The organism is uncultured Microbacterium sp., assembly GCF_963528945.1.
Lineage (GTDB): Bacteria > Actinomycetota > Actinomycetes > Actinomycetales > Microbacteriaceae > Microbacterium.
In genome coordinates this window covers 234885-256141 of sequence record NZ_CAURWX010000002.1, presented here as the reverse complement: position 1 = coordinate 256141, position 21257 = coordinate 234885, and the positions used below count along the sequence as shown (strand labels likewise).

Here is a 21257-nt window from a genome sequence, read left to right as displayed (position 1 = left end):
TTTTTCCGTTGTGCCCGTTCGCTGACCAGGAAGAGACATGATCCTCACCGAACACCCCCGCCCGTCGCACACCTTCGTGCACATCTCCGACACGCACCTGCCTGGTGAACCCGCTCCGTTGTACGGCAGCGGGACGGATGCTGACGCCAACCTGTCGCTCATGCTCGCCCGTCTCGTCGAGTCGGGTCTGCGGCCGGACGCGCTGCTGATGACGGGCGACATGGCCGATCGGGGCGACGCGTCGTCGTACCGGCGTCTGCGCGCGCTCGTCGAGCCGGCGGCAGAGGCCCTGGGCTGCGAGGTCGTGTGGGCTGCGGGCAACCACGACTCGCGGGCCGCGATGCGGACCGAGTTGACTCTGGGAGCCGCCGCCGCCGGTTCGACCGACGATGTCGATGCCGCGGATGCCCCGATCACCGAGGTGCGCTGGTTCGGTGGGCTGCGCGTGATCGTGGCCGACTCGAACGTGCCGGGGTCGCACTGGGGGGAGATGACCGCCGCGCAGTTGTCGTGGCTCGCCGACGAACTCGCGACCCCTGCGCCCGACGGAACGCTGCTGCTCATGCACCATCCGCCGCTGCCGACCGTGCTCGACCTCGCGGTGACGGTCGAGCTGCGCGATCAGCCCGCGCTGGCCGCGGTGCTGCGCGGGTCGGACGTGCGGGGCATCCTGTCGGGACACGTGCACCACCCGTCGTTCGGCACGTTCGTCGGCATTCCGGTGGCCGTGGCGTCGTCGAGCGCCTACGGGCAAGACCTCGCACAGCCCGTCGGTGCGACCCGCGGGCAGGACGCCGCGCAGGGCTACAACCTCGTGCACGTGTACGCCGACTCGATCGTGCACTCTGTCGTCTCGCTCGAGCGTGGTGCGACCGTCGGCGAGCCCGTGGCCCCCGACGACGCCGCCCGCCGCATCGCCGGCGTCGGGATCGGCTGGCGCGAGCGGGGGTAGTGCGCGGGCGGTGTGCGCGAGTCAGGGCAGGGCGGACTGGATCTGGCCGACCAGCTTCTCGAGGGCCTTGCGGTTCTTCGCGCCGTCCATGAGAGCCGGCGGACGGTTGTGGTGCACGTTCAGCGACAGGTGCACCTCGGACCCGGCGGCTGCGGGGGTGACCGTCGCGCGCCCGAGGAGCTCCCAGTTCCGCATCGTCTTGCGGGTCTGGAAGTCGATCACCGCGCCATCGGGGCTCTGACCGAGCACCGTGGCCTTGTTGTCGGCGAGCACGCGCTGGATCACGCCCGCGGTGGTCGGCGCATCCGCCCTCGAGTGGAAAGTGGTGGTGGCTTCGGATGACATCGCGGTCCCTCCCCTGATCGTGGTCGCCCCCAGACTAGCGAAAGCGCTCTCGCCGGTATACCGGTAGCGGATGCTCCGCCCCGGAGTTGCACCGGATGCTCCAGTCGCACGAACGGCTGCTCTCAGCCCCCAGAGCAACCACTCGCGCGACCGGAACGGCCCGCGAGCGCCTGGCACGACCACTCACGCGACCGGAACAGCCCACCCTCGCCGGGCAACGCTCCGGTCGCACGAACGGCTGCTCTCAGCCCCCAGAACGACCACTCGCGCGACCGAAACGGCCCGCGATCGCGCGCAGCAGCCACTCACGCGACCGGAGCATCCTACGCATACCCGTAACGACCACTCGCGCGACTGGAGCATCGTCGCCCCGCTCGGCGTGCGTTCCCGTCGCACGAACGGCTGCTCTCAGCCCCCAGAACGACCACTCGCGCGACGGGAACGGCCCGCGAGCGCGCGAAGCAGCCACACGCGCGACCGAATGGCCCAGAACGGCGAGCGACCGCGCGAGCCACGCGTCAGCGGGCGGCGAGCAGCTCCGTGAGGCGCGCGGCTTCGGCAGCGGGCATCCCGTAGGTGTGCTCCGGCGCGGGGTATGCGCCCGACCGCACCTCGCCCGCATACGCCGCGACACCCGCCACAGCCGCCGCGCGCAGGTCGGCGTAGCGCTTCACGAACCGCGCGGCCGGGCCCTCGGTGAGTCCGAGCAGGTCGTGGAAGACGAGCACTTGGCCGTCGGCATCCGATCCCGCACCGATGCCGATGACCGGCACGTCGATCCGTGCTCGCACCGCCGCGGTGACCTCGGCCGGCACCGCCTCGACCACCAGCAACGACACCCCCGCTTCTTGCAGGGCGATCGCGTCGTCGATCAGCGCGATCGCCGCCTCGGCCGATCGTCCCTGCGCGCGGTAGCCGCCGAGGGCCGTCGCGGTCTGCGGGGTGAGTCCGACATGCCCGACGACGGGGATGCCGGCCGCGACGAGAGCCCGCGCCCGGTCGACGGTCGTGCCGCCGCGCTCGATCTTCACCAGATCGACGCCCGCCTCTTTCACGAAGCGCTGGGCGGTGGCGAGCGCGAGCGCGTCGGATGCCTCGTACGAGCCGAACGGCAGGTCACCGACGAGCAGCGGACCGTCGAGTCCGCGGCGCACTGCTCGCGTCAGCATCAGCATCTCGTCGACCGTGATCGGCACGGTGCTGTCGTATCCGAGCACCGTCATCGCCGCCGAATCGCCGACGAGCACCAGGTCGACGCCGGCCTCTTCGGCGATGCGCGCGCCCGGGTGGTCGTAGGCGGTGACCATCACCAGCGGTTCGCCGGCGCGCTTCTTCGCCGCCAGGTCGCCCAGGGTCACGCGCGGGCGCGCCGCGGGGTGCGCGCTCATCGCGCGACCAGCTCGCCGACCGCGTCGTCGACGCGCACGATCTCGTTGGCCCGGTCGACGTGCACGACGGTCGGCGCGTAGTCGGCGAGGTCGGCCGCGGAGTACTCGGCATACGAGATGACGATGATCGTGTCGCCCGGCTGCACCAGCCGCGCCGCCGCGCCGTTGACCTGCATGACGCGCGATCCGCGCTCGCCGAGCAGCGTGTACGTGACGAAGCGCTGACCGTTGTCGACATCGACGACGTGCACCTGCTCGTGCGGCAGGATGTCGGCGGCCTCGAGCAGGTCGGGGTCGATCGTGATCGAGCCGACGTACGACAGGTCGCTGCCGGTGACGGTCGCCCGGTGGATCTTGGACTTCAGCATGGTGCGTCGCATCAGACGTCGCCTTTCAACAGGAGGTTGTCGATGAGCCGGGCGGCGCCGACACGGGCCGCGACGAGCAGCAGCGCATCGCGCTCGACCCGGTCGACGGCGGCGAGGGAGTCGGCGTCGCGCAGTTCGAGGTATTCGGGGTCGATTCCGGCATCCGCCAGCACCGACAGGGCCGACGAACGGATGCCCTCGGCATCCCGCACCCCGTCGCGATGCACCGCCGCGGCCGCGTCGAGGGCTCGGTGCAGGGCGGTCGCGCGGACACGGGCATGCGCGTCGAGGTAGATGTTGCGCGAGCTCATGGCGAGGCCGTCGGGTTCGCGCACGATCGGGCACGGTTCGATGCGCACGTCGAGGTTCAGGTCGCGCACGACGCGCTGCACGACGAGCACCTGCTGCGCGTCTTTGCGGCCGAAGTAGGCGACGTCGGGGCGCACGATGCCGAACAGCTTCGTCACCACCGTCGCAACGCCATCGAAGTGGCCGGGGCGGCTCGCGCCGTCGAGCACCTCGGTGAGCCCTGCGACGTGGATGGTCGTCGCGAAACCGTCGGGGTAGATCTCCGCGGGGTCGGGGGCGAACAGCACGTCGACGCCTTCGGCTGCGGCGAGCGCCGCGTCGCGCCGCTCGTCGCGGGGATAGGTGCGGAGGTCTTCGTTCGCCGCGAACTGGGTCGGATTGACGAACAGCGACACGACGACGAGTCCGTTCTCGGCGCGGGCCCGGCGCATGAGAGAGAGGTGACCCTCGTGGAACGCGCCCATCGTGGGCACGAGGCCGACGCGGTGGCCGCGCTGCTTCGCGTCGTCGACGGCGGCGCGCACCTCGGCGATCGTGCGGGCGATTCTCATGCGCGGCCTTCCTGGTGCAGGGTGGGGGTGGCGGCGAGGTCTCGGGTCGCGGCAGCGAGGGCGTGTGCTTCGTCGGAAAGGTCGCGGCTCGCAGCGGCGAGGTCGCGGGTCGCGGCGGCGAGGTCGCGGCTCGCGGAGGCGAGGTCGCGGCTCGCGGCGGCGAGGTCTCTGGTCGCGGCGGCGAGGGCGTCGAACAGCGGGCCGAGACCGGCGGCGGATGCGGCGGCGCGCTGTCGCTCGACGGTGTCGGTGTCGCCGCGGGCGATGGGTCCGGTGAGAGTGGAGGCCGCGCCATCGGCAACCCAGTTGTCGACCGTGCGGCGCACGAGCGGGGCAAGGTGTTCGCGGTCGAGGCCCGCGTCACGGGCCAGGCGCTCGGCGGAGTCGAGCACGGTGAGCACGAAGTTCGAGGCGAACGATGCGGCCGCGTGATACTCGGCGCGGTGGGCGTCGTCGATCTCGAACGGCTCAGCGCCCAGGGTGCGCGCGAGTCCAATCGCGATCGCGAGGGCGTACGGGGTGCGTCCGCTCACCGCGACGCCGAGCCCGTGGAACACGTCGGGTGCCTCATCCCCGGTGAACGTCTGCAGCGGATGCAGCCCGAAGTCGACGTCGGTCAGCGGCGTCGCCCCCGACACGTGTCCGACGAGCGGCGCGTGCGCGCGGGCCCGCCGCGCGGCATCCGCGATCTGCGCATCGGGCACCGCGAGCAGGGCGATGTCGGCCTGGGGAAAGATGTCGTCGCGACCGACGGGTCCGAGGGCGACGACGGATGCCGCGGCGAGCGCTCGGGCGAGCACCGTTCCGAGCCGGCCCGCACCGATGACGAGCACGCGCGCGGGAGGCGTGGGAGGGGAGGTCTGGGTCATGAGGAGGCCGCGCCGGGGACGGCGGCACGGTGCGTCGAGTATCCGACGGTGAGGGCATCCGTGTCCAACGCGGAGATCAATATGCCAAGTCTTAACCGAAGCCACTGCTCATTTTCGAGCCACACTGCGCCCTCGGGCCGTCAGGATGCTCCAGCTCCCGACGTCAGCCCGCTGCGTTCTTCTCGATCGCGTACCACTCCCCCACACCGGCGAGGCTGCCCGGGTCGACCCCGTAGCGGCCGGTGAAGACCGTCTGGATGAAGGACTCGTCGAGATCGGTGCCCGCGGGTTCCTCGGGGAGTGGGTCGCCCGAGGCGGTCCGCACCGGCTCCTGCGCTTCATCGTCGAGGTCGGATTCGACCGTGAGGGTCCGGTCAACGCCGTCGCCGACGACCGTGAGCTCGTAGGTCGAGACGCTGTCCCAGACCGTGGCGAAGGCGCATTCCGTCGCGCCGAGACGCCGGGCGAGACGCGTGTCGATTCCCCGCGGCGTCTTCATCGGGGCGCTGGCGACCACGACGGCCGGACGACCCTTCACATTGATCGCGGCGACGGTCACGTCGTGCGACCGCCATGGACCCTCGACCCGATCCGTCACCGCATATCTGTCAGAGATGGCCGCAGCGAAGGCGTCGATCGTGACACCCGTGAACAGAGCAACGTCGTAGCGAGAACCCATGGCGGACACCCTACGGCGTCGTGCGCGCGCCCCGCTTCCGCTTCTCGGCGCGCGGCACCCACCGCCAGTGCAGCGCGGGGCCGTCGACCTGCGTCACGCGGAAGCGGCGTGCGCACGCGACGCACTCGACCTCGTACGTCATCGACCACCCGGGTTCGCTCGTCGAGACGATGCGCACGCGGCCGGCGCGCTCCTCGTCGTTCGGGTCGGTGCGATCGCTGCCGGGGTACTGGTCGCACGGGCATCCGCTGGTTGTCGACATCGTGCCCCTCTCGCGCCTGTTCTCCAGCATGCCGCGAGCCCGACCGAGCGAGCGCCCGCCGCCCCGAGACGCAACGAAGCCCCGACGCCGTGCGCGCCGGGGCTTCGTCGATGAAGCGGGTTACGGCTTGATGAAGACGTCGTCGGCGAGGATGCCGGGGGCGACGCGCAGCAGGTAGGTGTCGCCGTCGGGCACGAGGAACGCGATCGAGCCGGTGACGGTGCCGCCGGCGTAGAGCTCGTCGTAGCCGAGGTCGTCTTCGAGCACGACGAGCGCGTCGTACGAGCTGACGACCGAACCCGACGAGAGCACGGCGTCGACCATGACCTCGGCCGCGTAGCTCGAGTCGGCACCCTTGTAGGTGACGGTGAGGTTGACGATCTCGTAGTGCGAGCCGGCCGGGGCGGGCTCGTTGAACTGGTTCGCCGCCGAGACGACCGCGTTGCCGTCGGGGTTGACCGAGTTGACGACGACGGTCCAGTCGCTGTTGCTGATCTCGGAGCCCAGGGGGTACGGGTTCTCGCGCGAGCCCTGGGCTGCGCTCGGGTCTTCCTCGGTGGTGCCCTCGTCGGTGGAGCCCTCATCGTCGGGCTCGTCGGACGGCTGCGTGACCGTGGTGTCGTCGTTGCCGCCGAACGCCTGGTCGAACGAGTTGGCGAGCACCGCGAAGAACACGATGAATCCGGCGATGGTGCCGAGGATCGACAGGCCGAGGCCGACGAATCCGAGCCACTTCTTGTCGCCCTTGAGGAAGAGCGACACGATGCTGAGCACGAACGCGATCGGCAGCAGGATCCAGCCGATGAACAGGGCGCCGGGGATGCACGCGAAGATGAAGCCGACCGCGGCGACGATCGCCGAGATCAGGGCCACGATGTTGAGCTTCTTCGGTCCCGCGGGCGCTGCGCCGTATGCGCCGGGGTAGGCCGGGGCGCCGGAGCCGGGGTACGACGGGGCCGCGCCCGGGTACGCCTGGTTCGGGGTGCCGGGGGTTCCCGGGGTGCCGTACGGGTTCGCGGTGCCGGGCGCCTGGTACGCGGGTGCGCCGGCGTAGGCGGGGGCGTCGGATGCGGATGCTCCGGGAGCCGTGAACGACGGAGCCGACGGCGCATCGTAGGCGGGAGGCTGGGTGGCCTCGTACGCCGGCGGGGCCGGGGCGACGGGCGACTCGTATGACGGGGTCTCGGTCGCCTGCGGCTCGTACGCCGGGGTCGCGGTGCCGGGAGCCTCGTACGACGGGGTGGCGGAGGAGTCCGCGGCCGGGGCGTCGTTCGGCGCGTCGTGCGAGGGCGCGGCGTTGTTCGCGGGCGTCGTGGCGGAGGCATCCGACGGAGCGGCCCAGGCCGACGTGTCGGACGCGGGCGCGTCGTTCGCGGCCGAGGTGTTCGCGGCTGAGGCATCCGCGCCTTCGGTGGAAGACGCGTCGACGGAGGCGGAATCGTCAGTCGTGGAAGCCTGCGCGTCGAACTCGTCGGCGAAGATCCCCCACTGCTGACCATCCCACCAGCGCTGGCGCCCGGAGCCGTCGTCGTACCAGCCCGCGGGAGTGCTGTTCGGTGTAGTCATGCGTCAATCCTGGCAGAACGCTGTGAAGCGCGTGAGGGAGTTTGCGAGGTTGTTACTCGGGAGCTGGGGGTGGCTCGGCCTGATCTCGGAGTTGCCTGACGGGACGTGCCCGTTATGGAACATCGATGTGCCTCGCGGTCTACCGTTGTCGAACGTCGGCGGCCACCGGTAAGGAAGACGCATGATGTCTGCGCGTTCCTCCGCCCCTCCGTACACCGAACTTCGCGCATTCGCCCTGAGATGCGTCGCGTGGGTCATCTTGGCCGCCGTCGGAAACGTCGTGGTGCTGTGCGTTCCTTTCACGCTCCGGATGGCGGGACTCGAACCGGCCGCCGAGGCGGTCTCCGACGCGATGCTGGCCTTCGCCTTCCCCGCATACTCTCCGGCGTTCCTGTTCTTCACCGTGATCCTCACCGTCCTCGAGCGAAGCGGTCAGTCCCGCGCGACGGCCACCGCCGACGAAGTTCACGCCGACAGGTTGATCGCCCACAGCATCCGGTTCGCACTCATGGTGGTGCTGAGCTTCGCCGTCCTCGTCGCCCTCGCTCGCCCTACGGATCTGGCGCTGGTGCTGTTCGCCGCACTGGTGGGTTTCGTGTCGATCATCCGCGCTGAGGTCATGGCCCCACCGCGCCGGGAAGACCCCGCCGCGCTCTTCCGGCTTGCGCGCGACAGGCAGCGTTCGGCCGAGCGATCGGCAGTGAGCTCGCTCGGAGCGGCGTGGCGCGCCGAGGGGACCGCGCGACGGGTCATACCGACCCTGTTGCTCCTGCTGGGCATCTCGGTCGTGCTGCCCGCGGCGGTGATCGTCACGACCGCGTCTGCGATCTGGGGGATCGATGACGCCGTCACCGTCAACTTCGTGCTCATGAGCGTGATCTTGATGGTCGGGCCCGCCATGCTGGTCTTCTCGTGGCTCTCTTCCGCCGACAAGAGCGAATCGCGCCGTTCGCGAGGCTGGCGCACGGCGTTCCTGGTCTTTCTCAGTGCCCTTGGCACCCTTCCAATCGCGAGCCTCTTCCTCTCGTCAGGACCGGCATGGGCGTGGGTGGGCTGGGTCATCCTCGGGGATGCCGCGGTCGTCGCTCTCTGCCTGTGGACCCCCATCGTTCCCGGATTGGCCCGTGCACGACGCCGGGTGGAACGCCTCTGTACGCAGAAGCGGCTCGGGAAGCTCGCGGGTCATGCGGCGGCGGCGCGAATGAGGTGGGAAGCCGAGCGGGTACCACCACCCCGCGCTGTTCGCGTGCTCGCCGCGCTGCTGCGCCCGTTCCGCGCTGCGTATCGGCTGGCCGAACCCACCGACTGACGAAGACTGTTCGGTAGCGTGCAGGTGTTGCCGCCCGCTCCGACCGGAAGGCCCTTCTGCTAGGCGCCATCTGAGACTCAGCGGCAGAGTCTCGTGCTCGCCACCCCCCGCAACAGTCGCCAGCGCCCTTCAGCTTGCGGCAGGCGTCCTTCAGTCCTTATACCGCTGAACGGCCTCGCGAATTCCATCCGCGAAGGCATAGATCTCGTCGAGGTCGGTGATGGGGTGACGCGTCTCCTGCTTGTCCCCATCGAGAAGACCCAAGTACTTCTGCTTGCCATTGAAGTGCAGGCGCGCAATTGGTTTCCGGTTGTTGTCGTCGAGGAGCACCGCGAAGTAGCTCTTCGCATCACGCTGCGTCACACGCTGCGGCTTCACCTCGCCACACGCGATCGCCTTGACGATCTGATACCCCTCGAGCTCTTCGAGAGTGGTCTCGATCTCCGTATCGCGGTCGAGGTCCGCCTCCACGACCGGTGCGCTGGTGGTCGGCGGCACGTCGGACACCGGTGTGATCCCGCTCACCCCGAGAGCGGTCTTCAGCCGGTCATTCACTCGTTCGTTCAGGAACTGCTGCGCTGCCTTGGCGACCAGGTTGGTGAACTGCTGGCGCACCTTCTGGGTGAACGCGCCCTCATAGACGCGCGCCGTGAAGAACTTGACCCATTCGTCGGAGGGTTCGCGGAACTGCGCGGCGATCTCGCGCTTCAGAGCGCCGATGTACTTGAGCTCTTCGGCGGCGCTGATGATCGAATCGAGGTCGAAGCTCTCCTTGCTCAGCTTCTGGATCTCGGGGATGAGTGTCTCGTCAATATCGAGAAGGTCGAGGACGAGGAACGGTTTCGAGTCCATACGGTTTGGGGCGTCCAGATCGGTGTAGAAGTGCCACACGACGCCGTTCGTCAACACCGCAATGCGCGCGTTTGTGACCGCGAAATAACGGAAAAGCTGGGACGCGTGCTCGATCTTCAGTGAACCCATCGAAGGCTTGCACTCGATCAGAATCTGCACCTCACCATCGCGCATGATGGCGTAATCGACTTTCTCGCCCTTCTTCGTGCCCACGTCGGCAGTGAACTCGGGCACGACCTCGAGCGGGTCGAAGACGTCATATCCGAGAATCGTCGAGATGAACGGCATGACGAATGCGTTCTTCGTGGCCTCCTCCGTGCCGATCGCTGTCGCCTGGTTCTTCACCTTGGTCGCCAGGGAATCAAGACGCTCCGAAAACTCCACCGTTACTCCGATCGACGCTGAACACGCATTCATGCTGACGATAGCGGAAGCATGCAACTGGATACACGGCGGAGCGCTGGTGGTCCCGATTTCGCTCGGTATCTATCGATCATCGTCGTCGCGAACTCTGGCCCATGGCCAGCGCGCGTTTCGGGCACGGCTGACTGACCGCCGAACCTCGGCCGTCGCACCTAGGGTCGAGCTGCGGTGCGCAAGCCGGAATCGACGAAGGCAGAGTATCGGGCGAGCTTGGAGAGGCGGAGGACGAAGCACGCAAGCTCGCGCTGGAGCTATCCGGGCGCGCCTAGCGGGGATAGTGTGCCATTACACGTCGTGACGGGACAGCTATTCAATCAGTCGCGAGGTCGCCAATCTCTGTGACCCATAGATCGGTGATCCGCTGAATCGGTGCGAGCCTGTCCGGGAACACCTCGTGGCGCTTGAGATCGAGGGTACGCGCGAAGCGGAACTGCCACTCACCGGTTGCGGAAAACAGACATGCAGCGACAACGTCGAACCCATCGACGGGGTAGAAGCGCGACGCAGGATCACCCTTCGACGCACGGGTTTTCTGAACCTCGACTCGATATGACCCATCAGCGAAGGTCTTGGGACTCGCGTTCTTGCACTCGACACGAAGCACTCGACCATCGGTGAGATCGACATCGAAGTCGTGAAGGGCATCAGCGTCCAGGCGTTGAGAGCGAAGAACCTGCGCCGAAGCTTCTAGCTGTTGCTCCAGATGGTGCTCCGCAACGCCTCCGCGGACAGCCACCGCGAGTCGATTTCGACCTCCGATGATGTCGAGGATCTGCTCACTCGAGAGGGCGAACTGCTCCTCCAGGACGTGTCTGCCCTGCGTCTCCCGCTGACTTCGCTCGCGCACGATGGCTTCCGCCGCGGCGAATCGCAAAGGCGGATCTAGACGCAACGATGTCGCCCGCCGTTCCAGTCGCGCGTAATCGATGAAGTGTTGAGGAGTGAACGCGACGACAGTCTCGAGGTTGAGCGGTGATCGGGCGTTCTCTCGCTTCCTACCGGGCTTGTTCTTCTTCTCCCACACATGCCAACCCGATGCGATCGCAGCATCTACGTCGGCCTGTTTGAGGTAGAACGATATCCCCATGGGGAGGGGGTCCCACAGAGTTGCGTCGAGGCCGACAGCGACCTCGGCGATGGGGTCAATTCCGAGAATCATCGTTACGTCGATGCCGCCGATGTCGCGACCGACGGGATGTTCACGCCTCCAGCTCGCTTCCGAGCCGTAGCGCAGCTGACCCCGCACCTCGTCGGGCGGCCGGTTCGGGATCTGATTGTTTGTGATCCGAAACGGATACACCAGAAGGCCGATGCGTTCGTCGGACGGGAGCTGCACGCCGAGATAGACGGGAGCCCGCGTCGGTTCGCTCGCGTAGATGACCCGACCACCAGAGGCCTCCACCGCGTTGAGGAGGAAATCGTGAAGGTCAAAGCGGTTCTGAACCCGATACACCTCGCCGAACGAGCGCCCCGCAATCGTGTCATCCCCCACTGCCACTCCCGTCGCTCGCCTGATCGACTGTCGCCTGGCTCCCTCGCATGTCGGTGGCCTGAGACAGACTGCTCTCGACGATACTTGTTGAGACGTGTAGCTATCTTGGTGGCCGCACGCACGACCACGAAACTGAGGTGTCAGATGGGCGAGCAGCTCCCTGTTGTGAGCTTGTTCTCTGGTGCGGGGGGGCTGGACCTCGCAGTCGAGCGCGCCGATGCTGATCCGCTCGTCTCAGGCGACCACGGCAGCGGCCTCTTGAAGGTATCTGTCGCGACTGACTACAACGAGCCGGCACTCGACACCCTTCGAGCTAACTTCGACGGAGCGGCGACGGTCTCAGGAGATATTCGCGAGGTGCCCACTGACCAGATCCTCGCAACGGCCGGTCTTCGCCCGTCCGAGCCTGTTCTGGTGGTGGGCGGCCCGCCATGCACACCCTTCAGCAAGTCCGGTTTTTGGCTTGAGCAGAAGCGCGAGAGCCGTGACCCAAACGCCTCCCTCCTCGACGAGTACGTTCGCGTGGTCAGAGACTCCCGTCCCGAAGCGTTCGTACTGGAGAATGTTCAAGGCCTGACCTATAGCACCCATAAAGCCCAGTTCGAGCGTCTTCTTAAGGCGTTGGCCGAACTCGGCTATAACCCGCAGTGGAGGGTGCTTCTGGCTGCCGACTACGGAGTGCCGCAGCTCCGCCGCCGCGTCTTCGTTGTCGGGCGGCGCGACGGCAAAAAGTTTGAGTTCCCGGAACCCACTCACTCCGGATGGAGCGAGCGGGATCGCAAGGTCGACTCCACGAAGATTCCACACGTGACCGCCGGCCAAGCGTTCGCCGGTCTTCCTCCCGTCTTGAGGGTCGCGAGCGACGAGATCGTAGCGGGCCAGTATGGAGAACTGGCCGCCGAAGTCCCTCCGGGGCAGAACTACCTGTGGCACACGGATCGGTATGAGGGACGCGATCACTTCGAGTGGCGGAGCCGCTACTGGACCTTCCTGCTGAGGCTCGATCCGAATCGCCCGTCAACTACGCTGCAAGCGCAGCCGGGCCCATGGGTTGGGCCGTTCCATTGGGAGAACGTTCAAACCCCTGATGGTCTCGAACGAGCACGACGGCTGCGCGTTGCTGAGATGTTGCGGCTGATGTCTTTCCCCGACGACTTCAAGATCGCTGGCAACCGGGCCGACGTCCAGCGTCAGCTCGGCAATGCTGTGCCTCTTGAGCTAGGGAAGGCAGTTGTCCGAGCTCTAATGACTCAGCTCGGGTACATCGAGGAAAGGACGACGCGACGGCTAGCGGTAGGTTGACCGCTAGCGAACACCCTGAGCGGTCGGCTCCTCGCCCCCGCATCTGGATGTTCGACGTCGACGGCACCCTCGCCCTCATGGGCGACCGCTCTCCCTACGACATGCGGGAGGTCTCGATCGACACCCCGCATCACCCGGTCGTGATGGCCGCGCAGGCCCTTGCGGCGCATCCCGAGGTCGACGCGCTCCTCGTGGTCTCCGGGCGTGATGAGACCGCACGCCGGGCGACCGAGGCGTGGTTGGCGTTCCACGGCATCCCGTTCGACCGTCTCCTCCTCCGCCGCACCGGCGACCGCCGAGCCGACAACATCGTGAAGGCCGAGATCTACGACTCGTTCATCGCGCCGCACTACGACGTCATCGGCGTGGTCGACGACCGTCGCAGCGTGGTGAAGATGTGGCGCTCGCGCGGGCTGGTCTGCTTCCAGGTCGCCGAGGGCGATTTCTGAGCTCCCGCCGCGGCCCTACTTCTCCGCCGAGTCCGCCTTTTTCCCGCCGGCCTCCAGCACGTCGCCGGCCGGCAGCTCCTGGTGCCCGCCGAACTGCAGGCGCATGGCCGACAGCACCTGGTTCGCGAAGTGGTCTTCGCCGCGCGACGCGAAGCGCTCGAACAGCGCCGACGACAGCACCGGCACCGGCACGCCCACGTCGACTGCGGCCTTGACCGTCCAGCGGCCCTCGCCCGAGTCCGAGACGCGGCCGGCGAGACCGTCGAGAGTGGGGTTGTCGGCGAGCGCGGCGGCGGTGAGGTCGAGCAGCCACGACGAGATCACCGATCCGCGGCGCCACAGCTCGGCGACCTTCGAGGTGTCGATGGGGAACTGGTAGAACTCGGGCTCTTCGAGCGGGGCGACCTCGGCGGAATGCTCGGCCTCGCGCACCCCGGCATCCGCGTTCTGCAGCAGGTTCAGCCCCTCGGCGATCGACGCCATGATGCCGTACTCGATACCGTTGTGCACCATCTTCACGAAGTGCCCGGCCCCCGACGGACCGCAGTGCAGGTACCCCTGCTCCTCGGGCGTGAGGTCGCCGGTGCGACCCGGGGTTCGCTCGATCTCGCCGGCACCGGGAGAGATGGTCTTCAGGATCGGCTCGATGCGCTCGACGGCCTCATCGGGTCCGCCGACCATGAGGCAGTAGCCGCGGTCGAGTCCGAAGACACCGCCGCTCGTGCCGACGTCGACGTAGTGGATGCCGCGCTCGCGTAGCGCCGCCGCCCGCCGCACGTCGTCGCGATAGTTCGAGTTGCCGCCGTCGATGAGGATGTCGCCCTCCTCGAGTGCCGCAGCCGCCTCCTCGGCGACGCGACCGGTCAGCCCGGCGGGCACCATCATCCACACCGCACGCGGAGCCTCCAGCTTCGACGCCAGATCGGCCATGCTCTCGGCCCCGACGGCACCCTCCGCGACGAGCGCCTGCACGGCATCCGCATTCACGTCGTAGACCACGCACTCGTGCCCGTCACGCATGAGGCGGCGCACGATGTTCGCGCCCATCCGTCCGAGTCCGACCATCGCGAGCTGCATGAGGAGTCCTTCCGTCGACTGTGGGAGACGCCCGCGATCTTGGCACGGTCGGTGGGCGGGCTCAAGGGCGTTGCATCGAGGGTCTCTCGTGGCTGTGCGTTGCGGTGGGCGGCGGAATGCAGGCGAAGTGGCCGGATGCAGGCAGAAACGAGCATCCGTCGCCTGCGGATGGCCGCGATGCCTGCGGATGCTCGCTGGCACCGCTCCCTCAGCCCTGGTCCACTGCCTCGGCCACCAGAGGACCATCGGATGCCCCGACCCTGCGAACCGCCGGGAACAGGAACGCGGCGACAACCGCCGGCACCACCCCGAGGCCGAGCAGCGCCACGCCCCACCCGCCGAGCTGCACGATCAGACCGGTCAGCACCTGCGGCACGAATGCCCCCAGCGACGTCGCGGCATTGTTCAGCCCGAGCGCCGACCCGGCGGCGCGGGGTCCGGCGAGCGCCGCGATCTGAGTGAAGTGCGCGCCTTGCCACGCGCAGCTCGCGACCCCGACGACGAGCAGCAGCACCGACGCGAACACCGGCGAGGACTCGGGCAGCAGGAAGAACGCGAGCAATCCGAGGGCCTGCAGCACCGCGAGCATCCGCACCGCGAGAGACCGCGAGAACCGGGGCACCACGTCGGTCGCCACTCCGATGACGACGCGCAGCAGTCCGCCGCCCAACTGCATGGCGGTCACGATCGCCACCCCCGCGGCGGCCGACAAGCCGTGCAGCTCGACGAGCATGACGACCGAGAACGTCAGCACCAGGAACTGCGTCACGTCGAGCAAAAACCCGCTCGACGCCACGCGCCAGACACCCGACGAACGAAAAGCGGATGCTCCGCTCCCAGCGACGGCAGAACCACGGGCCGGGTCGAAGACGAAGAACCAGACGAGCGCCGCGCATCCCGCGCACAGCGCGGCGAACGTCGCGAACGCGACGAACGGCGGCGCAGCACCGAACAGTGCGGCGTAGACCACGGTTCCGACTGCGCCCCCGACAGGTACCGCCGCCACACGGAGCGACAGCAGCGTGCCGTGTCGTCGTTCTCCGAACCACCCAAGAATGGCGCTTCCGCTCGGACCCGTCACCGCCCCGCCCGCGGCCGCCGCGACGAACAACAGAACCGCCCACAGCCACAACGGCGCCCCGGTCGCCACGGCGAGCGCGAGCGACAGCAGCGCGACGACCGTTCCGCTGATCCCGACGAGCAGCACCCGCCGCTCCCCGAACCGGTCCGCCGCAATGCCCCACGGCGTCTCGACGAAGACCACGGCGATGCTCGCCGCACCGAGCAGCAGCGCCAACTCGCCCGCGCTCAACTGCAGCGATGACCCGAGGAGCAGCGACGCGGCCGGGAGCCCCAGGAATGCTGCGCTGAACACGATCTGCGCAACGATTCCGACGGCGAATATGGCATATCGGTTGGGTCTACGGGGCGACACGGCAGCCATCCTTCCGCCTCCTCGCGCATCTCGCGTGCGCCTCACGCGGCCTCGAAAAAGTACATCGATATACCTCGGTTTTGGCGGGCATCCGTCGTCCAGAATCGAGGGCGATCCCCCACTCGGCACCGACCACCGCGCCCCCGCGCGGGCCCCGGTCGATGGTGCCAGAAAGGTCCTCGCGTGACGGAACCCCTCAACCTCGATACGTCCCCGATCGAACGAGCGAGCAGCTTCGTCGGCGGAGCATTCCGCAACCGTCGCTACACACGACTGAGCTCGAGCATCGTGCTGAGCATCCTGTTTCTCGCCGTCTTCGTCACCCCGGCGATCGTCGCCGCGAGCACCACGCCGAACGGCCCGATGTCGGCCACGGCCGGACTCGTGACGCTCGCGGTCATCGGCGGCCTCAACGCGTTCTTCTATCCGCTCGTCCGCGAGGTGTACTTCCGCATGACGCAGCCGATGCGCGAGGGGGTGGGCTTCCTGCTCCTCGGCGGCGTGCTGGTCCTCATCCTCTGGGGCGCCAAGATCTTCGTCGCGCTGCTCCTCTGGACCTTCGCGTTCCTGCTCGGCATCCCCGCGTTCCTCTACCTCGCGCTCACCGAGGCGAACGGACGCGGCTGGCGCCTCGTCGGCTGACCGCCGCGCTAGCCCGCCATCCCGAACTTCTCGCCGCTCGAGACCTCCTGGGCGACGCGTCTCAGGGCGAGCAGCAGCGGTTCGACGAGCACGGAGCCGAGCACGACGTACTCGACGGCGGCGTCGATCGAGTCGGTGGGAACGGCGTCGATCTCGGCATCCGCCATCTTCCGGATGCTGTCGAGATACACGGGCATCACCGTGGTGGGCACCGTGAAACCGGCGTGCGCGAGGGTGTTCAGGGCGCGAGCGACGGCCCGCAGAACATCGGAGCTGCAGAGTCCGGGCTTCCATCCGAACCGCTCGACGAGGGCTTCGGCGTCGGTGAGGTCGAGCACGTCGTCGCCGACCGGGGTGATGGCGGCGTGGGCGGTGCCGAGCAGCTCGTTCGGGTTCGCCGGCGGGTGGTCGAGGGCATCCACCACCCGGCGGGTCTCGGCGACGCTGACTCCCGTGTCGAGCAGCGCGCGGATGACGCGCAGCCGCCGGGCGTGCGCGTCGCTGTAGGTCGCCTGCGTCGGCGAGGTGCGCTCACCCTCGGGCAGCAGCCCCTCGCGCAGGTAGTACTTGATGGTCGGCACCGTGACCCCGGTGCGCGCCGACAGTTCCGAGATCTTCATCGCCACCCCTTGACTTCGATAGTAGCGCTATCCAATATGGATAGCAGGACTATCCAATTGAAGGAGTCGCCATAAGCAAGGTCGTCCCGGGCCGTATGACCCACCGCTACGAGGGCGAGCTCGTCGTCTTCCACATCGGCATGCAGATCAACCGCTGGTGGCGGTTCGATCAGTGGATGCCCCTCATGAGCGACATGCCCAAGATGCTGCGCGAGCTGCTCACCGACCCCGACTCCGGCCTGATGGGCTTCGAGATGTTGATCGGATCGCGCGGACCGTACCTGGTGCAGTACTGGTCGTCGGTCGACAAGCTCTACGCCTACGCCGCGAATCCCTCGCAGGAGCACCGCCCCGCCTGGACGCGCTTCAACCGTCGGGCGCGCAAAGCAGTGGATGCCGTGGGCATCTGGCACGAAACCTTCCTCGTCGAGCGCGCCGAGAGCATCTACGTCTCGACGAAGCCCATGGGCCTGCCGAAGGCGACGGAGATCGTGCCCGTCGGACGCCGCCACGACGGCGCCCCTGCGCGCTTCGCCGACGGGCGGACGGTGGCGGGCGGGACGTCGAGGGCGGTTTCGGGGTCGGGCGCCGCCCCGGCAGCCTGACACCTGCACGACCGCAGCACACCTGCACGGAGAAAACGGCGGATGCTCCGTGCAGGCGTGTGGTCTCCGTGCATCTGGAACCTGGGAAGACCTGACTGACGCCGGTCACGGATATCGACCGAGCGGCGTGGGGGCCGGACGATAGCGTGGGACGTACTCGCACGGGGGAGCTGTGCGAGGTGACGACCGGAGCATCCATGTCCCCTTCGCGCCCGCACGCTCGCGCCACCGCCCGCACGACGACCCTCGCCGCGAGCATCGGACTCGTCGCGCTGGCGACCCTGGTCGGATGCAGCCCCGGCCCTCTGGATGAGGAGAGCGAAGTCTCGGCCAGCGTCGCCGTGATCGACGAGTTCTTCGCCCACCTCGAAGCCGGCGAAGCCGCAGAGGCCGCCGCTCTCACCACCATCGACTTCCCCGCGGAGGCGCTCGACGAAGACTTCTACACCGCGTCCGGCGTCACCCCATCGGAGGCGAAGGTCGTCTCGACATCGGGCGACGACGCGTATGCCGTGAAGGCGACCGTGGAGTACGTGCTCGACGACCCCGACGCTCCCGTGACGGCGACGTTCACGATCACGAACAGCGACGACGGCGAGCGCACGGTCGGGTGGGGGCAGGACGGCGGCTACCCGCTGATCCTCGTCGGCTCTCCGGGCCGGATCGTCGTGAACGACGAACTCGAGTTCTCGCCGAGCACCGAGGCGCACCGACTGGTGCTGCTGCCGGGTCTCTACGACGTCGCGTACGTCGACGAGACCGACACCACGCACCTCGACGACGACGGCACGACCGAGTTCGCGCTGCCGATGCCGGTGACCGGCGACGGCGAGGTGCCGAACCTGCCCAGCGGCATCTCGGCCACATCGGGCAACATCTCGGTGAGCACATCGGTGCCGCCCGAGACGATCGACGCCGTGGAGGCTCAGATCGACGAGCTCACCGCCGCATGCGCCGCGGAGGGCATGACCGGGCCGTCGTGCCCGCCCGAGCTGCGCGAGTACGGTGCGCCGCCGGTCGATCCGTCGAGCGTCGAGTGGTTCCGTTCCCCGGACTACGGCCTCGAGATCGCCGAGGGGCGCGTGACCTACTCGATGGGGTTCACCGTGCGGGCCCACGGCGAGGTCTTCCCCGAAACCGTCGTGTACGTCGGCGACGTCACTCAGAACGACGACGGCACGATCGTCTACACGCGCCGGTAGTCACACGGCGGGAGCCTCAGCCCGCCGCGATCCCCCGCAGCAGCACCCGCACGGTCGCGTCGACCTGCTCGGTCGACAGCGGGCGCCCGAGCAGCGCCGCGTAGCTCGACATCGCGACGAACTGGTCGGCGATGACGCCGGCGTCGGCATCCGCCCGCACCTGTCCCGCCTCGACCGCCACCGCCAGACGCGACGCCACCCACTCGCGGATCGGCGCGGCGAGGCGTTCGTTCAGAGCGAGGCCGAGCTCGGCATCCGCCGCCGTCACCGCGATCAACGCCCGCGCGACCGCCACGCCCTCGGCGTCGCCGAGCGACACGCTCATCGCCGAGAACCATGCCCGGAGGTCGGCGCCGAGGTCGTCGGTGAACGGCACGGCCACGTCGGCACCGGGCACGGATCCCTCGAGCAGCGCCTCGCCGAGGATCGCCTGCTTCGAGCCCCACCACCGGTAGATCGTCTGCTTCGAGACGCCCGCGGCATCCGCCAACCCCTCGATCGTCACCGCCTCGTAGCGCCCGGCGTACAGGGCGGCGCGCATCGCATCGAGCACCGACTGGCGGGCTTTCTCACTGCGAGGACGAGGCACCATCCGAGGCTACTCGGGCGTACGATGGATCATAAGTAGACGCACCGTTGCGAAACTCGCGCAGCGCCCGAGCAAGGAGAATCTCATGGCCCTGACCGCCCACTCCACCATCGGCGAATGGCTCGACCACCCGACCGGCGGACCCCTCATCCGCGGACTCTTCGAGCAGACCGGCGCCGACCCCGCCCTCCTCACCCCGGTGCTCGGCCTCCCGCTGCAGCAGCTCGTCGCCATGAGCCAGGGCGCCATGCCGCAGTCGGTCGTCGACGACCTCGTGCGGGCCGCGAACGGCGGTGAGCTTCCGGCAGAGGAGGCCCCGGCCGAGGTTCCGGCGAGCGCGCGCTTCGCCGGGAAGACCGTGATCGTGACCGGCGCCGCGTCGGGCATCGGTCGCGCCACCGCGGAGCGCATCGCGCGCGAGGGCGGCCGGGTGATCGCGAACGACATCGCCGCCGAGAAGCTCGACGCGCTGAAGGCCGACAATCCGGATGCTGACATCGTCACCGTCGCCGGAGACCTCACCACGCAGGAGGCGATCGACGCCGTCATCGCCGCCGCGGGCGACACGATCGACGGGCTCGCGAACGTCGCCGGCATCAACGACGACTTCTCGCCCGCCGGTGAGACGACGGATGCCGTGTGGGATCGCGTCATCGCCATCAACCTCACCGCGCCCTTCAAGCTCATGCGCGCCGTGCTGCCGATCATGGAGAAGGCCGGCCGCGGCTCGGTGCTCAACGTGTCGAGCGAGGCGGGCCTGCGCGGCAACGCCTCGGGCAACGCGTACACCGCGAGCAAGCACGGCATCATCGGCGTGACGAAGTCGGCGGCGTTCATGTACGGGCCGAAGGGCATCCGCGTGAACTCGGTCGCACCCGGCGGGGTGGCCACCGGCATCCCGATGCCCCCGCACATGTCGGAGTACGGTTCGGCCCGCCTCGCGCCGTTCCAGCAGGCGATCCCGACCGTCGCGACGGCCGAGCAGCTCGCCGCGTCGATCACCTTCCTGCTCTCCGACGACGGCGTGAACATCAACGGCGCCGTCCTCGCCTCTGACGGCGGCTGGTCGGTGCAGTAGCCCGGGTCCCGCCCCGCCCGCCGGCCCCGCGCCCCGCGCCCCGTCCCGTCCCACCCCCGCCTCCGTGCCTGTCCCCCGCCTGGTGCGGGATCAGAATCGCATGTTCCCGGCGCCAGGAGCGTGCGATTCTCATCCCGCACCGGGCAAAACCGCCCTTGTGGCCGCGTTCATCCGCGCGAGGAGTCGGAAAACGCCGCTCGCGGATGCCCGGGGGCGGCGTTCTGCGACCCCTCATGCTCCCCTTCACCCGCGGGGCGCGGGGGTCTAGCGTGAACGGCATGCTCGCCATCGTGTCGATCGTCATCCGGGTCAGCGACCTCCCGGCGCAGATGCGCTTCTGGAAGGCGGCACTCGATTACGTCGAGCGCGATCCGGCGACCGACGACTGGGTCGTGCTCCAGCCGCGTGACGCCGACGCGCCCTGCGTCGCGCTCGACGCGCACCGTTCCGAACGCGTGCTGCCCCCGCGCATCCATCTGGACATCTACACCGACGAGCCCGCCGCCGAGATCCTCCGACTCACCGAGCTGGGCGCGCGCGAGATCCCCTGGCCCGACCGCCCCGCCGATGCCGACTACGTCACGATGGAAGACCCCGAAGGCAACCGATTCTGCGTCGTCGACCGGCCCAACTGGGTCGGCTGGCGGCGCCCGGGCCGCTGACGGTCAGCCCAGCGCGTCGGCGAGAACGGTGTCGATCCACGGCTCCCGATCGAGGCCGGAGATCGCCGCAGAGCATCCGCCGGGTGCTCGCCGGGCTCGACGCCGCCACCGATGAAGCTCCACCGCGTTGCGCCCGCGCTCCTCGCCAGCAGCATCCGTTCGCCATCGCGGATCACTGCGGTCACGGCCGACAGCATCAGAAGGTCATGCCCGACCTTGCTCCGCAGCGCG

24 protein-coding genes are annotated in these 21257 nt (G+C 68.6%); 9 read left to right on the top strand and 15 right to left on the bottom strand.

Translation table 11 applies throughout. From position 1 onward, the window contains the following. Positions 1-37 precede the first annotated feature (37 nt). Positions 38-952: a metallophosphoesterase gene (locus RWS82_RS08390; protein WP_314648792.1), complete on the top strand. Its 915-nt coding sequence runs from the start codon at positions 38-40 to the stop codon at positions 950-952. 21 nt (positions 953-973) lie between these two features. Here the strand turns inward: RWS82_RS08390 and RWS82_RS08385 are convergent, their stop codons facing one another. The 8 genes from RWS82_RS08385 to RWS82_RS08350 form a co-directional block, all read right to left on the bottom strand. Next, positions 974-1297, bottom strand: coding sequence for a hypothetical protein (locus RWS82_RS08385; RefSeq protein ID WP_314648790.1), 324 nt, complete (start codon positions 1295-1297; stop codon positions 974-976). 518 nt (positions 1298-1815) lie between these two features. Continuing rightward, a complete protein-coding gene (panB, locus tag RWS82_RS08380; protein WP_314648788.1) occupies positions 1816-2685 on the bottom strand; it encodes a 3-methyl-2-oxobutanoate hydroxymethyltransferase in 870 nt (289 codons plus the stop codon). Continuing rightward, complete coding sequence (panD, locus tag RWS82_RS08375) at positions 2682-3065, bottom strand: aspartate 1-decarboxylase (protein WP_314648785.1); 384 nt, start codon at positions 3063-3065, stop codon at positions 2682-2684. Before panD ends, panB begins: the two co-directional genes overlap by 4 nt. Continuing rightward, the gene (panC, locus tag RWS82_RS08370) at positions 3065-3913 is read right to left on the bottom strand and encodes a pantoate--beta-alanine ligase (protein WP_314648782.1); all 849 of its coding nucleotides are present in this window, start codon (positions 3911-3913) and stop codon (positions 3065-3067) included. Before panC ends, panD begins: the two co-directional genes overlap by 1 nt. Further along, entirely contained in the window at positions 3910-4782 is an 873-nt protein-coding gene (locus tag RWS82_RS08365; RefSeq protein ID WP_314648779.1) for a DUF2520 domain-containing protein, read from the bottom strand. The genes panC and RWS82_RS08365 overlap by 4 nt, the downstream gene beginning before the upstream one ends. Before the next feature lie 163 nt (positions 4783-4945). After that, positions 4946-5461: a hypothetical protein gene (locus RWS82_RS08360; protein WP_314648777.1), complete on the bottom strand. Its 516-nt coding sequence runs from the start codon at positions 5459-5461 to the stop codon at positions 4946-4948. Between the two features lie 10 nt (positions 5462-5471). Beyond that, on the bottom strand, positions 5472-5723 hold the full coding sequence (locus RWS82_RS08355) for a hypothetical protein (RefSeq protein WP_314648776.1): 252 nt from the start codon (positions 5721-5723) through the stop codon (positions 5472-5474). A gap of 120 nt (positions 5724-5843) precedes the next feature. Then, on the bottom strand, positions 5844-7289 hold the full coding sequence (locus RWS82_RS08350; RefSeq protein WP_314648774.1) for a DUF4352 domain-containing protein: 1446 nt from the start codon (positions 7287-7289) through the stop codon (positions 5844-5846). Positions 7290-7599: 310 nt separating this feature from the next. Between RWS82_RS08350 and RWS82_RS08345 the strand changes: the two genes are divergently transcribed. Then, complete coding sequence (locus tag RWS82_RS08345; RefSeq protein WP_314648771.1) at positions 7600-8598, top strand: hypothetical protein; 999 nt, start codon at positions 7600-7602, stop codon at positions 8596-8598. A 150-nt stretch (positions 8599-8748) separates the two neighbouring features. On the opposite strand, the gene RWS82_RS08340 is transcribed toward RWS82_RS08345, so the two are convergent. Together RWS82_RS08340 and RWS82_RS08335 are read right to left on the bottom strand one after the other, a co-directional pair. Then, positions 8749-9834, bottom strand: coding sequence for a type I restriction endonuclease (locus RWS82_RS08340; RefSeq protein ID WP_314648768.1), 1086 nt, complete (start codon positions 9832-9834; stop codon positions 8749-8751). Between the two features lie 349 nt (positions 9835-10183). Further along, positions 10184-11365 (bottom strand): hypothetical protein, encoded by a 1182-nt coding sequence (locus RWS82_RS08335; protein WP_314648766.1) that lies wholly within the window; start codon positions 11363-11365, stop codon positions 10184-10186. Positions 11366-11509: 144 nt separating this feature from the next. Between RWS82_RS08335 and RWS82_RS08330 the strand changes: the two genes are divergently transcribed. Both RWS82_RS08330 and RWS82_RS08325 read left to right on the top strand, forming a co-directional pair. Then, positions 11510-12667 (top strand): DNA cytosine methyltransferase, encoded by a 1158-nt coding sequence (locus RWS82_RS08330; protein WP_314648764.1) that lies wholly within the window; start codon positions 11510-11512, stop codon positions 12665-12667. 47 nt (positions 12668-12714) lie between these two features. After that, on the top strand, positions 12715-13116 hold the full coding sequence (locus RWS82_RS08325) for a polynucleotide kinase (protein ID WP_314648761.1): 402 nt from the start codon (positions 12715-12717) through the stop codon (positions 13114-13116). A 15-nt stretch (positions 13117-13131) separates the two neighbouring features. Here the strand turns inward: RWS82_RS08325 and gnd are convergent, their stop codons facing one another. Both gnd and RWS82_RS08315 read right to left on the bottom strand, forming a co-directional pair. Next, the gene (gene gnd / locus RWS82_RS08320) at positions 13132-14193 is read right to left on the bottom strand and encodes a phosphogluconate dehydrogenase (NAD(+)-dependent, decarboxylating) (protein ID WP_314648758.1); all 1062 of its coding nucleotides are present in this window, start codon (positions 14191-14193) and stop codon (positions 13132-13134) included. A 208-nt stretch (positions 14194-14401) separates the two neighbouring features. Continuing rightward, positions 14402-15568, bottom strand: a complete 1167-nt coding sequence (locus tag RWS82_RS08315; protein WP_314648754.1) for an MFS transporter — start codon at positions 15566-15568, stop codon at positions 14402-14404. Positions 15569-15811: 243 nt separating this feature from the next. Between RWS82_RS08315 and RWS82_RS08310 the strand changes: the two genes are divergently transcribed. Next, positions 15812-16270, top strand: coding sequence for a hypothetical protein (locus tag RWS82_RS08310; RefSeq protein WP_314648752.1), 459 nt, complete (start codon positions 15812-15814; stop codon positions 16268-16270). Between the two features lie 8 nt (positions 16271-16278). Here RWS82_RS08310 and RWS82_RS08305 read toward each other — a convergent pair whose 3' ends face one another. After that, a complete protein-coding gene (locus RWS82_RS08305; protein WP_314648749.1) occupies positions 16279-16890 on the bottom strand; it encodes a MerR family transcriptional regulator in 612 nt (203 codons plus the stop codon). 95 nt (positions 16891-16985) lie between these two features. On the opposite strand from RWS82_RS08305, the gene RWS82_RS08300 reads away from it, so the two are divergent. Further along, a complete protein-coding gene (locus tag RWS82_RS08300; protein ID WP_314648747.1) occupies positions 16986-17495 on the top strand; it encodes a DUF4188 domain-containing protein in 510 nt (169 codons plus the stop codon). Positions 17496-17692: 197 nt separating this feature from the next. Then, entirely contained in the window at positions 17693-18697 is a 1005-nt protein-coding gene (locus tag RWS82_RS08295; RefSeq protein ID WP_314648745.1) for a hypothetical protein, read from the top strand. Positions 18698-18713: 16 nt separating this feature from the next. Here the strand turns inward: RWS82_RS08295 and RWS82_RS08290 are convergent, their stop codons facing one another. Further along, a complete protein-coding gene (locus RWS82_RS08290; RefSeq protein WP_314648742.1) occupies positions 18714-19286 on the bottom strand; it encodes a TetR/AcrR family transcriptional regulator in 573 nt (190 codons plus the stop codon). Positions 19287-19371: 85 nt separating this feature from the next. Here RWS82_RS08290 and RWS82_RS08285 point away from each other — a divergent pair, with 85 nt between their 5' ends. Then, positions 19372-20364, top strand: a complete 993-nt coding sequence (locus tag RWS82_RS08285) for an SDR family NAD(P)-dependent oxidoreductase (RefSeq protein ID WP_314648739.1) — start codon at positions 19372-19374, stop codon at positions 20362-20364. A gap of 278 nt (positions 20365-20642) precedes the next feature. Next, a complete protein-coding gene (locus RWS82_RS08280) occupies positions 20643-21026 on the top strand; it encodes a VOC family protein (RefSeq protein WP_314648736.1) in 384 nt (127 codons plus the stop codon). Here RWS82_RS08280 and RWS82_RS08275 read toward each other — a convergent pair. Next, positions 20939-21223, bottom strand: a complete 285-nt coding sequence (locus RWS82_RS08275; protein ID WP_314649500.1) for an NUDIX domain-containing protein — start codon at positions 21221-21223, stop codon at positions 20939-20941. The genes RWS82_RS08280 and RWS82_RS08275 overlap by 88 nt on opposite strands. Positions 21224-21257: the final 34 nt, after the last annotated feature.

Excerpts from the sequence above, each read along its gene's own strand:
- RWS82_RS08390 (WP_314648792.1), top strand. The coding sequence starts at position 38 with ATGATCCTCACCGAACACCCCCGCCCGTCGCACACCTTCGTGCACATC.
- RWS82_RS08385 (WP_314648790.1), bottom strand. The coding sequence starts at position 1,297 with ATGTCATCCGAAGCCACCACCACTTTCCACTCGAGGGCGGATGCGCCG.
- panB (WP_314648788.1), bottom strand. The coding sequence starts at position 2,685 with ATGAGCGCGCACCCCGCGGCGCGCCCGCGCGTGACCCTGGGCGACCTG.
- panD (WP_314648785.1), bottom strand. The coding sequence starts at position 3,065 with ATGCGACGCACCATGCTGAAGTCCAAGATCCACCGGGCGACCGTCACC.
- panC (WP_314648782.1), bottom strand. The coding sequence starts at position 3,913 with ATGAGAATCGCCCGCACGATCGCCGAGGTGCGCGCCGCCGTCGACGAC.
- RWS82_RS08365 (WP_314648779.1), bottom strand. The coding sequence starts at position 4,782 with ATGACCCAGACCTCCCCTCCCACGCCTCCCGCGCGCGTGCTCGTCATC.
- RWS82_RS08360 (WP_314648777.1), bottom strand. The coding sequence starts at position 5,461 with ATGGGTTCTCGCTACGACGTTGCTCTGTTCACGGGTGTCACGATCGAC.
- RWS82_RS08355 (WP_314648776.1), bottom strand. The coding sequence starts at position 5,723 with ATGTCGACAACCAGCGGATGCCCGTGCGACCAGTACCCCGGCAGCGAT.
- RWS82_RS08350 (WP_314648774.1), bottom strand. The coding sequence starts at position 7,289 with ATGACTACACCGAACAGCACTCCCGCGGGCTGGTACGACGACGGCTCC.
- RWS82_RS08345 (WP_314648771.1), top strand. The coding sequence starts at position 7,600 with ATGGCGGGACTCGAACCGGCCGCCGAGGCGGTCTCCGACGCGATGCTG.
- RWS82_RS08330 (WP_314648764.1), top strand. The coding sequence starts at position 11,510 with ATGGGCGAGCAGCTCCCTGTTGTGAGCTTGTTCTCTGGTGCGGGGGGG.
- RWS82_RS08325 (WP_314648761.1), top strand. The coding sequence starts at position 12,715 with ATGTTCGACGTCGACGGCACCCTCGCCCTCATGGGCGACCGCTCTCCC.
- gnd (WP_314648758.1), bottom strand. The coding sequence starts at position 14,193 with ATGCAGCTCGCGATGGTCGGACTCGGACGGATGGGCGCGAACATCGTG.
- RWS82_RS08305 (WP_314648749.1), bottom strand. The coding sequence starts at position 16,890 with ATGAAGATCTCGGAACTGTCGGCGCGCACCGGGGTCACGGTGCCGACC.
- RWS82_RS08300 (WP_314648747.1), top strand. The coding sequence starts at position 16,986 with ATGACCCACCGCTACGAGGGCGAGCTCGTCGTCTTCCACATCGGCATG.
- RWS82_RS08295 (WP_314648745.1), top strand. The coding sequence starts at position 17,693 with ATGTCCCCTTCGCGCCCGCACGCTCGCGCCACCGCCCGCACGACGACC.
- RWS82_RS08285 (WP_314648739.1), top strand. The coding sequence starts at position 19,372 with ATGGCCCTGACCGCCCACTCCACCATCGGCGAATGGCTCGACCACCCG.
- RWS82_RS08280 (WP_314648736.1), top strand. The coding sequence starts at position 20,643 with ATGCTCGCCATCGTGTCGATCGTCATCCGGGTCAGCGACCTCCCGGCG.
- RWS82_RS08275 (WP_314649500.1), bottom strand. The coding sequence starts at position 21,223 with ATGCTGTCGGCCGTGACCGCAGTGATCCGCGATGGCGAACGGATGCTG.